This is a genomic window from Bradyrhizobium sp. WSM2793 (assembly GCF_000379585.1).
Taxonomy (GTDB): domain Bacteria; phylum Pseudomonadota; class Alphaproteobacteria; order Rhizobiales; family Xanthobacteraceae; genus Bradyrhizobium.
In genome coordinates this window covers 24,800-42,336 of record NZ_KB902803.1, presented here as the reverse complement: position 1 = coordinate 42,336, position 17,537 = coordinate 24,800, and the positions used below count along the sequence as shown (strand labels likewise).

Sequence of the window (17,537 nt, the reverse complement as noted above, 5' to 3'; positions counted from 1 at the left end):
CAAAAGACGTTCGACCAACAAGCCATTTTCTGGGCGCCTGAAGTGCTGTCGACCGTGCTGTCCGTGCGCGCGGCTGTCCGCACGACGGCGTCCAAACGGTATGATCTGGATTTCAGCAAGCTAGCGGGCAGCGAGCTTCGTTGCGCGCCGGATGGATGGCATGCCATCGTGGCGCTGGGAGGAGCGAAGCATCGCCTGTGGCTAAGCGAACTTCCATCGGGCGCCTCATCGGTTGCTGTCGACCTGCCGCTTGATCGCATTTCGAGGTTCGTTTGCGGGCAGCTCATCGACTTTGGCTGGCGCTCGAACGGCGGCCCCTTGGACCACCTCCTCTGGCGCGGCCAATCTTGACCCGTCATCGGCTCATCCTCGCCCTGCGTGCAGTCGATGGGTCGCTGGAAGGAAATAGCTATCGCGAGATCGCGCAAGGCCTATTCGGTAAGCATCGTATTTCCGATCGCGGCTGGAAAACAGACCATCTTCCCAGCCGGACCATTCGCCTGGTCCGGACGGGATTGCGTCTCATGCGAGGCGGCTATCGCGCATTGCTCTGCCGTAACCGCAAGGACAGGGGCGAGGGGTCCTGAGCTTTTGGTTGATGGTGCGGTCCGGATATCTCAAGACGATTGTAGTCGGCCGGTTTGAAGGCGGAAAGGGTTCTGGCGGGGCGCGGTTAGCGTTCTGGACTACGGGTTGGCCGCGGCACTCGCCAAAAAACGAGCCTCGCCGTCGATCGGGAACGGTCTGCATGTGCAAATGGACGCGCTAGCATTATTCAAAGCATCGATCGAACTTCTGCTATTACCGAATACGCGGTTAGGCAGCTTCCGGAATTGCGGCCTTTTTACAGAGCAGAGCGACCCATCGGCAAAAGGCACGAGCGACTTCGGGATTGTCACTTCGGTCCACCGCATAGGCCCGATATTGCATTCCGCTTGGAGTACGCGATCCCGGTATCACATGGAGCGCCCCCGTGCGCACGAGATCGCTGACAATGATTTCAGGCGCTACCAGCAGGCATTTTCCTGTTATGACGGCCGGAAAAGCAAGGTAATTATGATCGTATCGCGCCCCCGAATTGATGTCCTTTGCGGTCAGGTTCATGGCCCTGAGCCATGTGGGCAGTATGTCGGGCCGCGATGTGATGTTCAGAATTGGCATCGAACCGGCAGTTGCGAGCGTTTTTCCCATGACATGATTTGGGGAGCCTACGCATACGAGCGTCTCATTGTGGATCGCCCAATCGTCGGCCGGTTCAACGATACAAAGATCGCGAGTAAGCAAGATGTCGAAATTGTCGGAGGATCTCGGCGGAGACAATGAACTGATCACGTCGACGACTACGCCGCCCATCTCAGCAGAGAACGCCTGGAGATTCGGTATCAGAAAGGAGTATGCGATGGTGGACAGAGACGTGCGGACCACGATTCGATTAGCGTGCATTCGGCTTCTACGCCGCATTCTCTTCGCGGTGAAACATACTGTGTCAAGCGGTTCGGCAACGGCGTTCGCGAAGAGCCTTCCGAATTCTGTCAATTCGCTCCGCCGGGCTCGCCGTTGTACGAGATCCGTACCAAAGTAGACTTGTAACACAGCCAAATAACGACTGACCGAGCTCTGTGTCGTTCCCAATGTGCTCGCTGCACGCGTTACGCTTCCCTCGCGTGCAATGGTCACAAACGCCCGGATAGCATTGAGAGGCACGTCATCGTGTTCGGCAGCCATCTTCTGCTCCGGTAGCTTCTGGATTGTCCGCTGAATGTCACGGCGGCCCCATTGCCAGTCATGAATGCTCCATCACATTATTCGATGTGTATCGCGTATAAACGATATCTCACGCACAAAATCCGCCTTCTCGGTACGGTTCGCGCGTCTGGCTCGCGAACTTCGATTGCGTTCGACGGCTTTTTAAGAGGTGGATCTCCAGTGTCAGCGAGGGTGACCGATCGCTGATGTCGCAATCGACATCGAGGGCCGTCTACATGACAGGTCCGCTACCTCTCAACAGCGCCAGGATTGCGCGACGGGCAGGGCTCGGTGCTGAGTGCCGTCTCAAAGATCTCGACAGTAGGTATCAATCGCAGCGTTCAGCGAAGGAAGCGAGCTTCAGCCGCCTTAACCTCGTGCATATTCTGGATCCTGAAAATCTCATCCACCGGCACAATATCCTTGTAGACGTTCTGGACGCCGCCGTCAGCGATGATCCGGCGGAAAGTCTCCTGCATGGCGGTTGCAGCAGCACGGATGCCGTAATTGCCGTAGATCATCATGCAAACATTGCCCAGCGCTTTGACCCGCTTGGCGTCGAGGTCAGGGTAGGCGTTTGGTACGATCACCAGCGGAACCGATCCGGTCCACGCGCGCGAAAATCGATCTCGCAAGGAGTCTTCCTTTTCGAATGGATCAGGATCATGTCCGCGCCAGCCTCCGCATAAGCGTGTGCCCGATGCAGGGCCTCCGCTTCGCCGAGGCTGGCGATCAAAGCTTCGGTGCGGGCAATGACGAGGAAATCAGCATCCGGTCTTGCCGTGATGGCAGCCTCGATCTTTCCCTGGAATTCTTCAATGCGCAACAGGTCCTGACGGCCGTCGGCAACAAGGCTCGTCACTTTTGGAAAAGTCTTGTCCTCGATGACAACGGCGCTGGCGCCGGCCCGCTCATATTCCGTGATAGCGTGGATGACGTTGAATCGCATTGCCATAGCCCGTATCGGTATCGGCAACGATCGGCAGCCTCGTGCGTCCGGCGATCGCCCGCAGCATGTCGAGATGCTGTGTCATCGAAATCAGGCTCATGTCCGGCAGCCCATAAAGCGCTGATAGCTCGAAGCCGGACGCCCACAGTCCGTCAAATCCGGCTTCTTCCGCGAGAATCGCTGAAAACGGGCTGTGGGCGGCTATGATGTGGACCAGGCCAGTCTCGGCCATGCGGGCGCGCAGGCTTTTGGGGGGCATCAGAAGATCTTTCAGGAAAGGGTCGCGCAGGCGGCAATGATACGGTCGCAAGCCCGGGTGAGCTCCTCGAGCGAGGAAGCATAGGAAATCCGGATATAGGGCGATGCCATGAAGCCGCTGCCCGGCACGACAGCGACGGCGAAAGCATCAAGAAAATACATGGCAAAATCGGTGTCGCTTTCGATCACCTTGCCGTCTGGCGTGCGCTTGCCGATGACACACGCGCAGGAGGGGAAAACATAAAAGCGCCGTCCGGCACACGGCAGGAAAGCCCCTTGGCCTGATTCAGCTTGGCGACGACAAGGTCGCGGCGCTCCAAAAACGCACGCGAACTCTTTGATATGGTCCCGCCTTCCTGACAGTGACTCGAGCGCGGCATATTGAGAAATCGAGCTGGTGTGCGAGGAGGTCTGGCCCTGGATGAGATTCATGGCCTTGATCAGCGCCAGAGGTCCTGCACCGTAACCGACGCGCCAGCCCGTCATTGCGTCTGCCTTGGATACGCCGTTGACTGTTAAGGTGCGCTCGTAGAGGTCCGGCGCGACTGCGGCTATCGTTGCGAAGTCGGCCTCATAGGTGAGCGTTTCATAGATGTCGTCGGATAGCAGGTGCACTTGGGCATGCTTGCGCAACACCGCGGCAAGCGCGAGCAAATCACTTCGGCTGTAGACCGCACCGGTCGGATTGCATGGCGAATTCAACATCAACCATTTGGTGCGCGGCGTGATCGCCTTCTCCAACGCCTCGGAGCGCAGCTTGAAGCCATGGAGTTCATCGCAGGCGACGAGCACCGGCTTGCCGCCGGCCAGGGCCGCCATGTCGGGATAGGAGACCGAGCACGGCGTCGGGATCACAACCTCGTCGCCCGGATCGAGGCTGGCGAATAGTGCGTTGAACACAACCTGCTTGGCGCCGCAGCCCACCGCGATCTGGTCAATACCGTAGTCGAGCCCATGATCGCGACGCAGGCTCTCGCGAATTGCTTGCCGCAGTGGCTTGATTCCGGCGACCGCCGTGTATTTCGTCTGCCCGTCACGGATTGCCCGGATGCCAGCTTCACAGATAGCGGACGGCGTGTCGAAGTCCGGCTCACCCTGGCTGAGCGTAATCACATCGGCGTCCTAATCGCGCAGCTCGGCGGCGCGAGCCGTCATGACCTCGGTTTGAGAGGGACGGACGACCTTGAGCCGTTCTGAAACGAGAGACAAGCCACAATATCCTACGAGTTCGAATGAGCGGTTTCATGGGGATCTATCCGAACGCGGACGACCAATCTAACCGGGTGTCGCGGCTTTGGATAAAATCATCGAAGATTACGATAACTGTACCTTCTTCGTGCGGCTCTGTTGGGCGCTCGCGCAGTGCTTTGCGTCTCAGCTCTTCCTCTTCATCAGCCTGCGCCAGGAACGTCGACCATCGCATGTTCGCAAGCTTACATCGACTTATTCGATGAACGTCATCCTGCCGTAGCAGTTCAGGTTTTTAAGGTCGCGCACAATCGCGGATATGCCTGAATGACACAAGCGCCCAATTTGGGTGGTCTGCCAAAGTCCGTGCCAATCTTAAGAATTCACGGTCGTGACATTCGTATCAATGGAAGTGAACCGGAGGCGGTGATGACCCGTATTGATCTGACGCGACGGCAAGCCATCGCAGGCGCCGTTGCCGCAAGCGTGTTAGCCAGCACAGGCGTCGGCGCTGCGGAGGGCGAGCCGAAGACATTGACGCGTCGGCGCCTTCGGGTCGGCATGTCTGGATTTCCGCGATCCTTCGATCCAGTCATCGCGACCGATACTGCCATTCGCCGGATCATGCCGCAGTTTTTCGATACGCTGATCACGTTCGACCACGCCCACGACATGGCGCTCCGGCCCAGCCTGGCCGAGCGTTGGGAGCGGATCAATGCGCAGTCGCTGCGGCTGTTCTTGCGCAAGGGAGTGGCTTTCCATGACGGAACGCCTTTGACGGCCGAAGATGTTGCCTTTAGCCTTGGTCCTGACCACCTGCTGGGACCCGGACGCAGCGGAATGTCCGAGGCGCTTCAGTCGCTTGATCGGCTCGAGAAGGTCGAAATTGTCGATCCTTACACCGTCATTGTGCATGCAAAGGGCGGTGACGCGCTCCTCGAGCAGCGTCTGGCTGCTTGGGGATCGGAGATCGTCAGCCAGCGCGCCTTCGTGGCGGCGGGCTCGTGGGAGCGCTGGACCACAGCCCCTGTCGGAAGCGGTCCCTACAAGCTCGTCGATCACAAGCTGGATATTCGTGTCTCGTTGACCGCCCACGATGCGTATTGGGGCGGGCGGCCGCCGTTCGATGGCATCGAATACCGCATCATTCCCGAACTTTCCGCGCGCGTGAACGGCCTCCTCGCCAGCGAGCTCGACATTGCCACTGACATTCCGCCGGACCAGTTTGCGGCCATCCAGAAGCGTGCTGATCTCGAGGTCGTGGGTGGTGCCGTGCAGAATATCCGCTCGCTCGTCTTCGATCAGACCGATCCCCTTCTGAAGGATGCACGTGTTCGCCGTGCGATGAGCCTTGCGCTCGACCGCAAGCTGATCGTGCGGAGCTTGTGGGAGGACCGGCTCCCGATTCCGAACGGTTACCAGTTGCCGAGCTACGGCGAAGGCTACATCCACGAGTTCCCCTCGCTTGCCTATGATCCGGGCAAAGCCAAGGAGCTGCTGGCCGAAGCGGGCTACAAGGGAGAGCAGATCACCTATCGTCTGCTCAACAACTACTACCCCAATCAGGTCTCTGGCGCGCAGACCATGATCGAGATGTGGCGTGCGGTTGGCCTGAACGTCAAACTTCAGATGATGGAAAACTTCGCGCAAATTCAGCGCCAGCCGGTGCGTGCCATCTTTGATACGTCCAATACGGCACTCTTTCTGGATCATCTCGGCCATCCCTGGCGTGAATACGGCCCGAGCGGCACCCTGCCAAAGTCAATTGGAATCTGGAAGAACAAGGAATATTTCGCGCTCGGCGCAAAGCTCCAGGACACCGTCCAGGGCGAACAGCGCCGGCCGATCATCCGTCGCATGCTTGAGATCATCAACGAGATCGATCCGCCTTGCGTGATCCTGCACGTGTCGGGCCAGTTCTATGGCAAGCGTCGCGACGTGCCGTGGCTGCCGGGGCTAACGCTCGACCTCAATTTCGGCCCGTTCAACAGAGCTCTGATCCGGACCTGATCGCGATGACGCACACCTTGAATCGACCATTGTGCGATAGCAATCCCCCCTTGGAGCTAGCCCTCGGCCAGAGGGTCTTGGCGATGACCTGGTTTGACGACAACCTTGCCGCTGGCGATCTCCCAATCCTGTTCAAAGTCTCGCGGACGATCCGACGGGAGCGCCGCGCCGCCTGGGAGGCGCGGACGCTGCGCCGCATTCATCAAAGCCCGGCTCCGAACTGCGCCGATGATCTGACAGCGCGCCGGCAAGTGACGGAGCGCCTTGAGATCGGATGCGAGGTCAAGACTGTTGGGGGTGCCCGGCCCATGTTTGAAAGCTGCACGGACATCGACCATTCCGAGGCGCATGGTACGATCTCATCTGGGGAGCATTCGTGCTCCTTTGCAGACGTTGTCGATGCCAGCAGTTCCAGGCGCGTGCGCACACCTGTCGCGCAATTGTCCCGCTGGGTAGGCACGCTTGCCGCTGATCGCCGAATGTCGGCGGAGTTGCCACCCGAGGATGCCGCTGTAGCATCGTTTCTCTCCTGCCACGGCAAGGGCGGCGTTCCAACCGACCTGATGCGATCCCTATGATGCGGGAAGGGCAGGGACCTCGCATGGAGGCGCTTCTTCAGATCGCAGGTTTGCGTGTGGCGTTCGACGGTGTGTCGACGCTGCGCGGAATCGATCTCACTCTACGGCGTGGCGAGTCGCTGGGCATGGTCGGCGAAAGCGGTTGCGGCAAATCCGTGACATGGCTTGCTGCGCTCGGACTGTTGACGCAGCGCGCTAAAATAACGGGCAGCGTACGCCTGGCCGGAGAGGAGCTGCTCCATGCGCCAGCCTCTCGCCTCGACAAGGTGCGCGGCGGGCAGATCGCCATGATCTTCCAGGACCCGGCGAGCGCGCTTAATCCTGTGCGCACGGTGGGCGATCAGATCTCTGAAGCCCTGCGCCTCCATCGCAGCATGGACCGCCGCACGGCGCTTGCCGAAGCGCGACGTCTGCTCGACCAGGTCGGCATCCCCGATGCAGCGCGCCGCCTTGGCGCCTATCCCCACGAATTATCCGGCGGCCAGAACCAGCGCGTCATGATCGCCATGGCTCTCACAGGGCAGCCCGACATCTTGATCGCTGATGAACCTACCACCGCCTTGGATGTGACTATTCAAGCGCAGATCATTGAGCTTCTGCGGCAGATCCAGCGCGAGACAGGCATGGCGCTGGTCCTGATCTCGCATGATCTCGGCGTCGTCAGCGAGATCTGTGAACGCGTCATGGTCCTTTATGGGGGGCGGATCGTCGAAGAATTGCCCGCCTACCGTCTTTTTGAGCATTCCGCTCATCCATATACGAGAGGGCTTATTGCGGCTCTTCCAAGTCTGGATGCGCCGCGGCAACGCCTCTTCGCCATTCCGGGTGTCGTGCCAAACGCAGCCGATTTTCCGCCAGGCTGTCCTTTCGCCCCTCGTTGCGATCGTCGGATCGGACGCTGCAGTGAATGGGCGATTGAGCTCGCCTCGCTGGATGGCGACATCAGACACAGGGCTGCCTGCTTGCATGTCACGAGCGAACCGCCCGCGGGCGAGGTCGCGGCTGCATGATCGCGAGTGCTCCGCCGATCCTCCAAGCCGATGGGCTTGTCCGCCGTTATCGCTTGCGACAGGGCCTTTTCCACCGTCCAGCGATGGTCCACGCGGTCAATGGGCTCTCTCTGCGGCTGGCTCGCGGCGAGACGCTCGGACTGGTTGGCGAATCGGGCTGCGGTAAGTCCACTACGGGCCGGCTCCTGATCGGCCTGGACCGGCCGGATGCCGGCACGGTATCCTTCGGCGGAGAAGCTTTGCCTGCTATGGGCGATATTCGATGGCGCCGGCTCAGGATGCGAATCCAAATGGTGTTTCAGGATCCGCTAGCTGCGCTCGATCCCCGCCTGACGATCGGCGCGCAAATGGCTGAGCCGCTGGAAATTCATCGGCTCGGCAGCAAGTCGGAACAAGACGGGCGGGTCAATGCGCTTCTCGCGGATGTGGGGCTCAGGACCGATCACCTCAGGCGCTATCCGCTTGAGCTTTCAGGGGGCCAGCGCCAGCGTGCCGTCCTGGCTCGTGCGCTTGCGACCGATCCAGATCTCATTGTCTGCGACGAGCCAGTATCGGCGCTCGACGTCTCGATCCAGGCGCAAGTGATCAATCTTCTACGCGACCTGCAGGAGCGGCGGCACATGGCGATGATCTTCATCAGCCATGATTTGCGAGTAGTCCGGCTGATCAGCGATCGGATTGCTGTGATGTATCTCGGCGCCATCGTCGAGGAAGGCGCCTCTGAGGCGGTTCTTCTGGATCCTTTGCATCCTTACTCGCGGGCGCTCGTTTCAGCGGTGCCCAGGCCAGGGAGACATCGCTCTCGCACGATCCTGCAAGGAGATCCGCCCGATCCGGCTGCGCGACCGGGCGGCTGCGCATTCCATCCTCGCTGCCCGGTAGCGCTTCCACGTTGCGCGCGCTTTGCCCCAGAGCTCAGATCCGCTCCTGACGGGCGCCGCGTCGCCTGCCATCTGATCGGCGATCATGGTAGCGAACTCAACAAGGAGGCATGATGGCTCGCTTCATAGCGGTCCGCTTGGCGCGCGCATTGCTGACCATCGGAGTTGTGGTCACATTCGCATTCGTGGTGCTGCGCGCCTCTGGCGATCCCGCCCGCGCGTTGCTGTCGCCGGAAGCCCCGGCGGAAGCGGTCGAGGCCTTCCGAAAGGCCTGGGGGCTCGATGCGCCACTCTGGGTGCAATACGCCAGATACCTCTTTGCGGTCGTTCATGGAGATCTCGGCCAATCGATGCGTGATGGGCGTTCCGCGATCACCGTCGTCGCCGAGCGCATTCCTGTCACGCTGATGCTGACGGCGCCGGCGCTGATCCTCAATCTGTTGATCGGCATTCCGGCCGGCATCTACGCGGCTCTCAAACGAGATAGCATCGCGGATCGATTGGTGATGATGGTCGCGGTCGTGGGCTTCACCATGCCATCTTTCGTGCTTGGCCTCGTGCTGGTACTGGCTTTCGCAGTCGAGCTTCCCTGGTTCCCCTCGGGCGGCGCCGGCGGCTGGCAGCATTTGGTGCTGCCTGTCATCACACTCGGTCTGGGGGGCGCGGCCGTTTTGGCGCGTTTCAGCCGCAGTGCCATGCTCGAGGTACTTGGGCAGCCGTATATTCGTGCCGCCAGCGCCAAGGGTGTGCCTTGGCCCCGCGTCGTGACCGGCCACGCTCTGCCGAACGCGGCAATAGCGGTGCTGACCATCGTCGGCTTCATGGTTGGCAATCTCATCGCAGGAACGGTGCTCGTCGAAAGCGTTTTTTCGTGGCCAGGCATTGGCAGCCTCCTGGTCGTCTCAGTTGCGAGTCGTGATTTGGCTGTCATCCAGTGCATCATGCTGGTCGTAGCCGCCGCCATGATTACCACCAATGTCACGATCGATCTGCTCTATGGCATGCTCGATCCACGTTTGCGCGACTTGCGCTCTGGGAGGCGATAAGTGTCGAGCATTTCCGCAGGAAAAGTTCTGCCGTCTTCGAGGATGCGCAGGCTGTGGTGGTGGCGCGACCGCGGGGTCGCAATAGCGGTTGTCTGGCTAGGCCTCATGCTTCTTGTCGCAATCTTTGCTGATCGCCTCGCCCCTTATGACTATGCAGCCCTCGACCTTCATCATCGCCTCGCTGCACCTGTCGGCCTCGGCGGAACCATCGCGCATCCCTTCGGTTCGGATGAGCTCGGCCGGGACGTGCTGTCGCGCCTGGCCATATCGATCCGCATCAGCCTACTTATTGCCTTCGGGGCGACGTTGATCGGCGCCGTCCTTGGCATCACGCTTGGCGTTTTGGCCGCTCACTTCCGCGGCTGGGTAGAGCAGGTCATCCTCGGTTGTGTTGATTTCCAGGCAAGCATGCCGTTTCTCGTTTTGGCACTCGCGGTGCTTGCCTTCTTCGGCAACTCTCTGCTCCTCTTCGTGGGGCTCATTGGTCTGCACGGATGGGAACGCTACGCCCGCGTCACCCGCGCGCTTGCGATGAGTTCCAACGAGCAAGCCTATGTGATCGCCGTACGCCAGCTTGGCGCAAGGCCATGGCGCGTCTACCTGCGCCACATCATGCCGAACATCGCGTCGACCTTGATCGTCACCATGACGCTCGCGTTTCCGGACATCATTCTGCTCGAGAGCGGTCTTAGCTTTCTTGGACTTGGAGTGCAGCCGCCACTTACCTCGCTTGGCAATATGGTCGGCTACGGTCGTGACTATCTGACCCGTGCTCCCTGGATCCTTGTGCTCCCTTCGCTCGTCATCTCGCTCACGACTTTGTCAATTTCGCTCGTCGGCGATTGGCTGCGCGACCGGATCGACAAGACATTATCGTGAGGCCTCCAGAACCCTGCTGTCGATCCGTCAGCCCCGCGACATCCTGCCTCTCGACTAGCTGCAGCGATCCCGCGGCCGCCGCATTCGAATAAAGAAGGGCACTTCGTTGCCCGGAGCCAGCATCCGCAGGGAGGCCCGAGCGGCTGGCTTCGATGGACAAGCGGGGCATGTGAGCTGTTGCTGGTCGAGACATCAAGCTGTGTGCCAGCGTTCCGCGAGCATGGCCGATATCACCAATCGACTGCATGAGCTAATCATGCGGTGACGTACACGCGCACCATCATCTTGGGCGTGAAGGCGAAACTTCAGAACAGGTATAGTCTGCTGTCTTGCTACATGCGGGCTTGATGATGAGCTCAAGGACAATATCTGCAGGTGGCGCTGGTGCGCTCCGCGCGAGCATCACCTTTGGATTCCTGATCTTGAATCTGGGGCAGTGGTGGAGCTTCTCTCTCTGGTCGGAAAACGAGAGAGGATACGGATCGCGCTGGCCGCGGGATCGGGAAGTTGACCCGAGCCAGGACACTAGGCTTGTGGCGCGACTTCCGATCGGTGCTCGTGGGCGTGAACTTATATCGAGTCCCGCGGGGGCATGTTCGACGGAGTCTACGTCGGCGTTTGGACCTGATACTCAACGACCAAAAGGTCGCGTTTGGCGATCTGGCCGAGTACCTGCCCGCCTCAAGCTCATTTTTGGCCGGAAGTCGGTCTGGCAGAAAGAGTCGAGCTTTACGAACTTTCCGTCTGTATTTGGTGAGCCGATTTCCGGTGACAGCCACCTGCGACGCTCACTCTGCGTCACCTGATCGACGATCGACGCTGCTTCAAGGTCTCGTTCCTTTGGCATTCAGCACGACCGGCAGTAATGAAGCTCCACGCCGACCCCCTGGCACCCACATTAAGTATCGGCCAACGCAACCTTAGCTCTGACCAAGCCACCCTGGCTTGGCGCGCAAACGCGACAAAGGCGGCTGAGAGTTTCAGCTGCAAATGCAGTGTGCCCACATTCTATCAGCTGAGGTGCTGCATCACGAACATGCAACAGGAGGAGACAGAAAGCTCCGTCAAGCTCTCAACGGAGTTTCTTGGGTCACTTTGGGCATCCACCCGCGATCGATATTGCGCCTGTTTTCGAGCCGGTCACGTTTTCTTGGAATGCCATCATCAAATCAGAACGTCCCATCGCACGATTTGATGTCTGTCACCGAAGGTTTGCGTGACGACGATACAGCCTCGCCCGCACAAGTTCTGACCAAGAGGATAGGGCAATGACATTCTCAAATTTGAGCTCTTCACATCAAACGATCAAACGGCTTGTACTGACGTCCGCGGCAAGCTTATTCGCGTTGGAAGCTGCACAAGCAGCCGATCTTCCCGCCAAGTCCAAAGCGATCGAGTACGTGAGGGTCTGCGCGCTATATGGCGCCGGCTTCTACTACATTCCCGGCACGGACACGTGCATCAAGCTGGGTGGTTATCTGCGCGCTGACTTGGTGTTGAACAGCAACAGCGACTTTGACCCTGCAGCTAATGGTGTTGCGGGAGCTCGAAATCGCCTGAGCAATTTCTACACCTGGCGGTCCCGGGAGGGCTTGAGTATCGACACGCGCACTGCGACCGAGTACGGCGCGGTTCGCACCTTCTTCCAAGGCGTGTTCAGCTGGACCTCGGGTGGCTATATCGGTGCCGGTACAGGCGAGGGTGGCGGCGCAACCATCTATAACGCTGCTGTGTCCGGAGGGCAGGGCAGTGGAGCGATCGCACAGGGATCGGCTCGGCGTCTACTCCGCGTTTATCCAGTTCGCCGGCCTTACCATGGGAAAGGCGGTCTCGCAGTTCTCCGCGCCTTGGACCAACTATCCGGCGAACGAATATGACGATCTACCTGGTGGCGGTGGCTGGGTCACTGGCGTGAACCAGTTGACCTATACTGCCGACTTCGGCCAAGGCATCACAGCTTCGCTCTCGGCCCAGGATCAAGTCGTTTATGGTACAACCAACATCTGGAACGTGAGCGGCGCCACGGCTGCAGGCCTCGCGACGGGGGCTTACGGCACCAACGACATCGGCGCTTCGCGCTCGCCTGACCTTATCGCGATGGCCCGCATCGATCAGGCCTGGGGCCTGTTTCAGGCGTCATTTGCTGCGCATGAGAACCATGCGGCCTATTACGGTGTTGACGAAACCACCGGCCATCCAGGCGACAAATGGGGCTGGGCTGCTCAGTTGGCCTTATCACTCAAAAACATCCCGACAGGGATAGGTGACACAATCAACTTGTCCGCCGCCTATACGAATGGTGCGACCCGCTACAACTTCAACGACCTCGTGGCGACCACCTACGCGATGTACGGCGGTACGGGCCTGGCTGGCGGTTACCAGAGCGTCGGCCTGGCCGGTCTGTCCGACTCCGTGTTCGTTACGGGTGCCGGTCAGGAGTTGACCACGACCTACGGCTTCCGTGGTGGCTACACTCATAACTGGGATCCACAGTGGAATACGGCCGTTTATGGCGCGTGGGCCGCCGTTCGGCATGGAAGCACTGCCAAGGGCTATATCTGCGGTGCGTTCGTTGCGGGACTTGCGCTTTCGAGCGGCATGGCTGGCTGTAATCCCGATTTCAATTACGGGGTCGTTGGCCTCGTCACGCGCTGGACCCCGATCAGGAATCTGACCTTTACGGCCGATCTCGTTTACACCATGCTCGACCAAAAATACGCGAGCGGAAGCACGGTAACATTACCGCTGCTTTCGGCTGTCGCCAAACCAGCTGCGACCTACGCGTTAAAGGACCAGAACACGCTGACACTGCTGCTCCGAGCTCAGCGCAACTGGTGAGTCTCTGCCAAACCCCAACGATAAGGAGAAAGAAAAGGCTCTATGGATCCACGTTAACCTCCAAGGAGGCCTTCGGCATGCCCGCCGAGGGCCTCCTACACCAGCGCTACGTGAAGGGACCGGCGCTTCAACAACAACCGAGCTACCATCTGCCTCTATGGTGAGATCGATCTTCGCTCGTGCAACGAAGTGAACGAGCGGATCCAGTGCTCGCGCGTTGAAGCAGCCGAGAGATTTGTCGCGTTCCCTCGTTGCAATGTCTGTTTGAGAATGCGATCCCGATAGGCACCTTGCACGGCGCTCCGATGCGGACGACAGCGCTGATCGTTCGTCGGACAGGAAACGCCCGCAGCGGCACCGGGAATGTGCTGAAGCCGTGTCGATGCTTCCCGCGCAAGCCAGAAGCGACTTCAGAACGAAGCCGGCAGGTTCCTCAGGGCAAGTCGATCAGCTGATGCGCAGATTTTCGGCGCTCATCTTGCCCGAACGATCTGCCATCAGCTCATAGCTGACCCGGAGGCCTTCCGCGAGATTGGTGTAGCCGGCCTTCTCGACCGCGCTGATGTGAACGAAGACGTCAGCTCCTCCGTCTTCGGGGTGGATGAAGCCGTAACCCTTGGCCGCGTTGAACCACTTCACAGTCCCCATTGCCATTGCATATCTCCAAACTGAACGTCCGCGATCTCATCGAAGGGGTGCCTGACCAATAAGGATGTCCGCGCGATAGGTACATCTCACGCTGAGCGCCCCTCACGCGTCCACAATCGTTTTCGCCGAGGACGGTTCCTGCGGGCGATTGGTCGTGGCGGAGCAGCCGGCAATGGCGGTCGCTCATCGCCAGCTGGCTCCTCGGCCTGTGCCTCGGGCTGGCTTTGTGTCACACATCGATCGAGCTTCTCGAGGGCGTCAAGGAAATTCCGTGCCTCCTCGGTGATGGTCCAGTATTCCACCTCTCGGTGGATGGGGTTTTGTCCGAAGATATCGAGGTTGGGCCCGCGGCTTTCGATGCGCTTCATGCGCGCCGGCCACTCGGGCCCGCTTGTGTAAAAGATGGCCAATTGCTGTTTGACGAGCTCAAGACTGGCTCGGCCGTCCGATTGCCCGGCAAGCATCTTCAGTATGGACAGCTGAAAGCTCACATGCGCACGCAAAGATTCAATGAAAGCACAACAATACCGGCGCTACCCAAGGCCGGCTAGTTGCCCTTGCCAAATTCTTCTTCAGCGCCTTCTAGAGGTCATTTTGTCTGGCGACGATCAATTCACTCCGCATCTAGCTATTGCAGGCCTGTCGCTTTGTCGCGTTGACGTTTACGGCGCGAAACGGCATGCCTTGATGATCCGGATGGGGCAATACCGGATACGGTTGATGACGAAGACCAAAGGCATGTCCAAAGTCTGGACGTATACGCGTCGTACGATGCTGTTGGGCAGTAGCTTCTTGGCTAGCGCGTTGTTCGGGAGCGTTACGGTGCCTACACCCAATCGGCCGCAGCGCAAGGTTGCCATGGTGTTGAAGGCGGCCGACTCTCCCTTCCTCGTTGGGTGCACACAAGACGGCATTACCTCGTTGCGTTATCGTAACGATACGTATGACACGGATTATGTCCTGCCTGGAGCCGTGCTGGGGACAGCTCACGCTAGAGTTCGGCGTGCCGGATCCGAGTGGCATACGCTTCGAACCGGCGTTGATGCAACGAAGCCGATGCATAGCGCGGCCCTTGAACTAGCAGCCCGCGATGCCGGCGTCCTTCTCACGACCCGTCTCGCAGTCGACGAGGCTGGATTGACGTGGGAGATCATGCTGCGGAACGACGGCATGGCGAGCGTGGAGGTCGGCGATCTCTATTTGCCCATGCCGATGAACACCGAATTTCGGGCAGGGCAACCGGTGTCGGTGGCTGTTTTGAAGCACAGCTTCGTCTCGGGGCATGGATCGCACATCTTCTGGATTCGCGGCAACAGCACCGGTCCCTTCCTCATGCTCTTACCGGAAGCGGACACGTCACTGGAATATTGGGATGTCCACAAGGATTCGGCCGAAGCCAGTGGGACGTGGTGCGCCTACATCTTGGGCGGGGCGGCCGCCGGCGAGGCAGTGGCGGGAGGGACTCGCTGGCGACAGCCGACCCATTCCCTGTCCCTGTCGCCGGCCGAGGAACGGCGTTACCGTCTCCGCTTCCAGTGGGTTGCCGACTATGAGGCGGCGCGCAGGGCTATCGCGGACGCCGGTCTGGTGGACGTGGAAGTAATGCCGGGCATGACGGTTCCCAACGACCTGCATGTCGACATCGCGCTCGCGTCCTCCATTCCGGTGGAGCGGATCGAAGCGGAATTTACCGGCGACACGGTGGTGCAACGGTTGCCGGATCGGGCTGGCAGGCGACTGTGGCGGGTCCGGTTTTCGCGATTGGGCGAGAACCGGCTGACCCTGCACCAGCCGGGTGCGCGCCAGACCTTTCTTGAATTCTTCGCTACCGAGCCCGTCGAGACGATGATGAAGAAGCGCGCAGCCTTCATCGTGAAACGGCAGCATCGTGACCCGTCCAAATGGTACGATGGTTTGTTTGGCGAGTGGAACATGGAGACGCAGGTCCTGCTTGGCCCGGACAATTACGAGCGGATCAAGGGCTGGCGCATCTACGAGGTGACGTGCGACGATCCCGGGCTGAGCAAGCCCGCTTACCTCGCGACCAAGAATGCCGAGCATCCTGATGCGGCGGAAGTGGCGGCGCTGGACCGGTATATCGATACGTTCGTCTGGGGCGGGCTGCAACGAACCACACAAGAGGCATACGCCTACGGCCTCTACGGCATACCCGATTGGAAGCAGAACCGGGAAAGCAGCGATCCCGGCCCAAAGGGCCGCCTGCATATCTGGCGGCCTTATGACTATCCGCACATCTTCGCGATGTATTTGGCCATGCACCGCATCGCGCGTGACCATCCCACGATACCCACCCGCCAGAGCGCACGAGATTATTTGGTACGCGCCTACGGTACGGCGCTGGCCATGTTCACGGTGCCGATGTGCGTGGTGATGTGGTCTGCCTACTGCACCGGCTTCTACAACGAATGTGTGATCCCCGAACTGGTTTCGGCGCTCGCGACGGCGGGCTTGATGCGCGAGGCGGCGACGTTGGAGGCGCACTGGGCGCGTAAGGTGCGCGCCTTCGTCGATCCGAAGGCGGACCTGTTCAAATCGGAATATCCGTTCGATTCCACAGCCTTCGAATCAACGCAGGCACTGGCGCGCTCGGCCCTTGACGACCCTGTCGCCATGGGGGTTTCGAAGGCGGCAGCGCGTGCCTTCGCGGAGCGTCAGATGGCTGCAAATCTGTTCTGCCGTGGCTGGCTGGAACCTTCTTATTACTACCTGGGCAGCGATTATCGCCGCACTGCGGGCGACGCCTATACGTTGACTTACATGGCGCAGATGGGCGGCTGGGCGCTGCTTGATCATGCGCTGAACGATGCAGACGACCCGCATCCGCTCCTTCGTCTCGGCTATGCGTCACAACTCAGCGCGTGGGCTTTGCTGAACAGCGGCCCTGCGTCCGCCGGTTATGGCTATTGGTATCCGGACGAGGAGAATGACGGCGCGGCCGGTGGCGGCTTCGAGCCGGCGCCGAGCGGGACCACATGGCTCGGTCAGCCGCATCACCGTGGAACGTGGTATTACTCGTGCGAGATCGACCTGGGATTTTGTGGGGCGGTCCGCGCTGCTGCGACGATCGTTGCCGACGATCCCATCTTTGGGCAGGTTTGTCACGGTGGCATCATGGAGACGTTCGCTCACACCCTGCGTATCTGGCCACGTGATGGCGTGCGGCGTCGGCTCAACGTGCGGCTCCAGTCTCTCCGATTGGACTTGGTGCTGCTTGACGCCCGATTCCGGGCGGACGGACCGATCATTCTGAATTTGGGGGAGGGGTGGATCAGCCTTACGCCAGAGCCGTTTGCCCCATCTGCATCGGGAGTGACGTTCGAATTGCGGTACGATGACGGGAGGAAGCGCAAGGAAGTCGTCGACATCACGGACTGCAAGATCATCGTCCCCTTGCCTGCGGCGCGCTTACCGCGGGTTCAGGTTCGCTAGTGTTGCCGATTATCGGGTGCGATCGGCACTTATTCCTGCTGTTCCACGCGGCTTCC

The 17,537-nt window shown here is 60.0% G+C and carries 15 protein-coding genes and 1 pseudogene; 10 read left to right on the top strand and 6 right to left on the bottom strand.

Translation table 11 applies throughout. The features are described from left to right. The first annotated feature begins 42 nt into the window (after positions 1-42). Both A3AS_RS49380 and A3AS_RS49375 read left to right on the top strand, forming a co-directional pair. A complete protein-coding gene (locus A3AS_RS49380) occupies positions 43-351 on the top strand; it encodes a hypothetical protein (protein WP_245283331.1) in 309 nt (102 codons plus the stop codon). Then, positions 273-587, top strand: coding sequence for a DUF2285 domain-containing protein (locus tag A3AS_RS49375; RefSeq protein WP_245283328.1), 315 nt, complete (start codon positions 273-275; stop codon positions 585-587). Before A3AS_RS49380 ends, A3AS_RS49375 begins: the two co-directional genes overlap by 79 nt. A gap of 229 nt (positions 588-816) precedes the next feature. On the opposite strand, the gene A3AS_RS45785 is transcribed toward A3AS_RS49375, so the two are convergent. The 5 genes from A3AS_RS45785 to A3AS_RS0131440 form a co-directional block, all read right to left on the bottom strand. Continuing rightward, positions 817-1,725 (bottom strand): LysR family transcriptional regulator, encoded by a 909-nt coding sequence (locus A3AS_RS45785; protein WP_084674950.1) that lies wholly within the window; start codon positions 1,723-1,725, stop codon positions 817-819. Between the two features lie 362 nt (positions 1,726-2,087). Further along, a complete protein-coding gene (locus A3AS_RS49370) occupies positions 2,088-2,336 on the bottom strand; it encodes a hypothetical protein (RefSeq protein WP_245283327.1) in 249 nt (82 codons plus the stop codon). Beyond that, complete coding sequence (locus A3AS_RS50170) at positions 2,333-2,695, bottom strand: isocitrate lyase/phosphoenolpyruvate mutase family protein (protein WP_371260732.1); 363 nt, start codon at positions 2,693-2,695, stop codon at positions 2,333-2,335. Before A3AS_RS50170 ends, A3AS_RS49370 begins: the two co-directional genes overlap by 4 nt. Next, positions 2,658-2,954 (bottom strand): isocitrate lyase/phosphoenolpyruvate mutase family protein, encoded by a 297-nt coding sequence (locus tag A3AS_RS50165; protein ID WP_371260731.1) that lies wholly within the window; start codon positions 2,952-2,954, stop codon positions 2,658-2,660. Before A3AS_RS50165 ends, A3AS_RS50170 begins: the two co-directional genes overlap by 38 nt. Before the next feature lie 11 nt (positions 2,955-2,965). Beyond that, positions 2,966-4,066, bottom strand: a complete 1,101-nt coding sequence (locus A3AS_RS0131440) for a pyridoxal phosphate-dependent aminotransferase (RefSeq protein WP_245283326.1) — start codon at positions 4,064-4,066, stop codon at positions 2,966-2,968. A gap of 504 nt (positions 4,067-4,570) precedes the next feature. Here A3AS_RS0131440 and A3AS_RS0131430 point away from each other — a divergent pair. The 7 genes and pseudogenes from A3AS_RS0131430 to A3AS_RS0131400 all read left to right on the top strand — a co-directional run bounded on the left by A3AS_RS0131430 (position 4,571) and on the right by A3AS_RS0131400 (position 13,383). Then, positions 4,571-6,151, top strand: coding sequence for an ABC transporter substrate-binding protein (locus A3AS_RS0131430; protein ID WP_018321460.1), 1,581 nt, complete (start codon positions 4,571-4,573; stop codon positions 6,149-6,151). An 83-nt stretch (positions 6,152-6,234) separates the two neighbouring features. Further along, complete coding sequence (locus A3AS_RS0131425; protein WP_157644437.1) at positions 6,235-6,729, top strand: hypothetical protein; 495 nt, start codon at positions 6,235-6,237, stop codon at positions 6,727-6,729. A gap of 23 nt (positions 6,730-6,752) precedes the next feature. Beyond that, positions 6,753-7,739 (top strand): ABC transporter ATP-binding protein, encoded by a 987-nt coding sequence (locus A3AS_RS0131420; RefSeq protein WP_026202558.1) that lies wholly within the window; start codon positions 6,753-6,755, stop codon positions 7,737-7,739. Next, the gene (locus A3AS_RS0131415; RefSeq protein WP_026202557.1) at positions 7,736-8,734 is read left to right on the top strand and encodes an ABC transporter ATP-binding protein; all 999 of its coding nucleotides are present in this window, start codon (positions 7,736-7,738) and stop codon (positions 8,732-8,734) included. Before A3AS_RS0131420 ends, A3AS_RS0131415 begins: the two co-directional genes overlap by 4 nt. Beyond that, the gene (locus A3AS_RS0131410; protein ID WP_018321458.1) at positions 8,734-9,666 is read left to right on the top strand and encodes an ABC transporter permease; all 933 of its coding nucleotides are present in this window, start codon (positions 8,734-8,736) and stop codon (positions 9,664-9,666) included. Before A3AS_RS0131415 ends, A3AS_RS0131410 begins: the two co-directional genes overlap by 1 nt. Positions 9,667-9,708: 42 nt before the next feature. Further along, positions 9,709-10,545 (top strand): ABC transporter permease, encoded by an 837-nt coding sequence (locus A3AS_RS0131405; RefSeq protein WP_018321457.1) that lies wholly within the window; start codon positions 9,709-9,711, stop codon positions 10,543-10,545. A gap of 1,268 nt (positions 10,546-11,813) precedes the next feature. After that, positions 11,814-13,383: pseudogene (locus A3AS_RS0131400) on the top strand (porin). A gap of 447 nt (positions 13,384-13,830) precedes the next feature. Here the strand turns inward: A3AS_RS0131400 and A3AS_RS0131395 are convergent. After that, positions 13,831-14,037, bottom strand: coding sequence for a cold-shock protein (locus A3AS_RS0131395; protein ID WP_018321456.1), 207 nt, complete (start codon positions 14,035-14,037; stop codon positions 13,831-13,833). A gap of 714 nt (positions 14,038-14,751) precedes the next feature. Between A3AS_RS0131395 and A3AS_RS0131385 the strand changes: the two genes are divergently transcribed. Further along, the gene (locus A3AS_RS0131385) at positions 14,752-17,481 is read left to right on the top strand and encodes a DUF5695 domain-containing protein (protein WP_245283325.1); all 2,730 of its coding nucleotides are present in this window, start codon (positions 14,752-14,754) and stop codon (positions 17,479-17,481) included. Positions 17,482-17,537: the final 56 nt, after the last annotated feature.